3 protein-coding genes are annotated in these 2,726 nt (G+C 71.2%); all 3 read left to right on the top strand.

The window, feature by feature from the left end; all coding sequences use genetic code 11:
• Positions 1 to 763, top strand: a 763-nt coding sequence (locus BKE38_RS29530; protein ID WP_242662622.1) for a glutamate ligase domain-containing protein, incomplete at its 5' end; no start/stop codon positions are given.
• Positions 760 to 1,848, top strand: coding sequence for a phospho-N-acetylmuramoyl-pentapeptide-transferase (gene mraY, locus BKE38_RS29535; protein ID WP_076960653.1), 1,089 nt, complete (start codon positions 760 to 762; stop codon positions 1,846 to 1,848). The genes BKE38_RS29530 and mraY, both read left to right, overlap by 4 nt.
• A gap of 1 nt (position 1,849) precedes the next feature.
• A partial coding sequence (locus tag BKE38_RS29540) for a Mur ligase family protein (RefSeq protein ID WP_242662623.1) occupies positions 1,850 to 2,726 on the top strand: 877 nt, incomplete at its 3' end.

Genomic DNA, 2,726 nt, shown 5'->3' on the forward strand with positions numbered 1-2,726 from the left:
GCGGGATTCGTCGAGCTTCCCCACCCTCGCCCGCCGCGCGGCGGAGGCCGGGCTGCACGTCGTCACCTTCGGCGCCGATGCGGCCGCCGATTACCGCCTGCTCGACTATCGCGGTGCCGCCGAATCCGGCGAGGCCCTTCTGTCGCTGCGCGGCGAGCAGGTGACGCTGGCCCTCGCCGCGCCGGGGCGGCACCTCGCGGTCAATGCGCTGGCCGCCATCGCGGTCGCCGAATCGCTCGGCGCCGGGCGCGCGGGCTTCCTCGCCGCGCTGGCGGAATTCCGCCCGGGCGCCGGGCGCGGCGGGCGCGTGACCCTCGCGCTCGATGGTGGATCGGCCCTGCTGATCGATGACAGCTATAACGGCCAGCCGCCGGCGATGCGCGCGGGGCTCGGCGTGCTGGGCAGCCAGGTTCCGGGCCCGCAGGGACGGCGAATCGCGGTGCTCGGCGACATGCGGGAGCTCGGCGAGCACGGCCCCGCGCTGCATGCATCCCTGCTGCCCGATGTCCTGGCCGCGGCGGATATGGTATTTTGCTGCGGTGCACTGATGCGCGGCCTGTTTGACGCCCTGCCGGAGAACCGGCGGGCCGCGCATCGGGACAGCAGCGATGAACTGGCCCCGCTGGTGCGGCAGGCCGTGCGTCCGGGCGATGTCATTCTGGTGAAGGGGTCCCTGGGCAGCCGCATGGCGGTGGTGGTCCGGGCCCTGACATCGGCGCTGCCCGGTCCCCTGCCGGCGGTGCGCGAAGGGGCGCAGTCATGATCTTCACCTTCCTGTCCCAGTCCGCGGACGGGTTCATCCTGTTCAACCTGTTCCGCTACGTCACCTTCCGGGCGGGCGCCGCCTGCATGACAGCGCTGTTCATCAGCCTGTTCTTCGGCCCCGCCATGATCCGCTGGCTGAAGAGCTTCCAGAATGGCGGCCAGCCGATCCGCACCGACGGGCCGGATTCGCACCTGCTGACCAAGAAGGGCACGCCCACCATGGGCGGCATGCTCATGCTCGTGGCGCTGACCGCCTCGACGCTGATCTGGGCCGATCTGCGCAACGGCTTCGTCTGGGCGGTGCTGCTGGTGACGCTGGGCTATGGCGCGCTGGGCTTCTGGGACGACTGGCTGAAGGTCACCAAGCGCAACACCAAGGGCGTCTCCGGCCGCACCAAGCTGCTGGTCCAGGCCGGCGTCGGCCTGGTCGCCGCGGTCTGGATCACCTCGCTGATGCCGGGCGTGCTGGCCAACAAGCTGGCCATGCCGGTGTTCAAGGAGGCGCTGATCAATTTCGGCATCCTCTTCCCGCTGGTCGGCATGCTGGTGATGATGGGCGCCTCCAACGCGGTGAACCTGACCGACGGGCTGGACGGCCTGGCGACCGTGCCGGTGATGCTGGCGGCCGCGGTGTTCGGCCTGATCTCCTACCTGGTCGGCAACCGCATCTTCGCCGACTACCTGCAGCTGAACCCGATCGCCGGCACCGCCGAGCTCGCCGTCTTCTGCTCCGCGCTCGTCGGCGCCGGCCTCGGCTTCCTCTGGTTCAACGCGCCGCCGGCCAAGGTCTTCATGGGCGACACCGGCAGCCTGTCGCTGGGCGGCGCGCTGGGCGCCGTCGCTGTCGCCACCAAGCACGAGGTGGTGCTGGCCATCGTCGGCGGCCTCTTCGTCGTCGAAACCGTCTCGGTGATCATCCAGGTCTTCTGGTTCAAGCGCACCGGCCGCCGCGTCTTCCTGATGGCGCCGCTGCACCACCATTTCGAGAAGAAGGGCTGGGCCGAGCCCACCATCGTGATCCGCTTCTGGATCATCGCCATGATCCTGGCCCTCGTCGGCCTCAGCACGCTGAAGATCCGCTGAGATGACCGCCGCAGCCCGCCGCAACGCGCCTGATTTCCAGCCCTTCGCCGGCCAGCGGCTGGCGGTGGTCGGGCTCGGCCGCGCCGGGCTGCCCTCCGCCCATCGGCTGGTGGGCTGGGGCGCTTCCGTCCTCTGCTGGGACGACAATGCCGCCAGCCGGGATACTGCGGTCGCGGCCGGCCTGCCCGTCGGCAATCCGGCGGAGGTCGAGGGCTTCCCCTTCGACGCGCTGCTGCTCTCGCCCGGCATCCCGCATCTCCGCCCGAAGGCGCATCCGGCCGCCGCCGCCGCGCGCGCCGCCGGCGTGCCGGTGCTCTGCGACGCCGAGCTGCTCTACCGCGCCGTCCGCGACAGCGGCAGCCGCGCGCGCTTCGTCGGCGTCACCGGCACCAATGGCAAGTCCACCACCACCGCGCTGCTGCACCACCTGCTGCGCGAGGCGGGCTTCTCCAGCGAGGTCGGCGGCAATCTGGGGCCGGCGGCGCTCGGCCTGCCCCTGCTCGGCGACGACGGCACCTATGTGCTGGAGATGTCCAGCTACATGCTGGAGCGCACCGAGCGGCTGCGCTTCGACATCGCCATCCAGCTGAACCTGACGCCCGACCATATCGACCGGCATGGCGACATGGCCGGCTATGCCGCCGCCAAGGCGCATGTCTTCGACAACCAGAATGCCGACGATGTCGCCGTCATCGGCATGGACGACGATTCCGGCGCGCGCTTCGCCGCCCGCCGCGTGGCGCGCGTCGTGCCGATTTCGGGCCGCACGGCCCAGCCGGGCGGCGTCTGGGCCGAGGGCCGCGCGCTGCGCGACACGGCCGGCATCATGACCGATCTGGACAAGGCGCCCGCCCTGCCCGGCCCGCACAATGCGCAGA

This window comes from Teichococcus deserti, from assembly GCF_001982615.1.
GTDB classification, from domain to species: domain Bacteria; phylum Pseudomonadota; class Alphaproteobacteria; order Acetobacterales; family Acetobacteraceae; genus Pseudoroseomonas; species Pseudoroseomonas deserti.

Bases quoted from the DNA above. Each gene is read 5' to 3' on its own strand.
- mraY (WP_076960653.1), top strand. From the start codon at position 760: ATGATCTTCACCTTCCTGTCCCAGTCCGCGGACGGGTTCATCCTGTTC.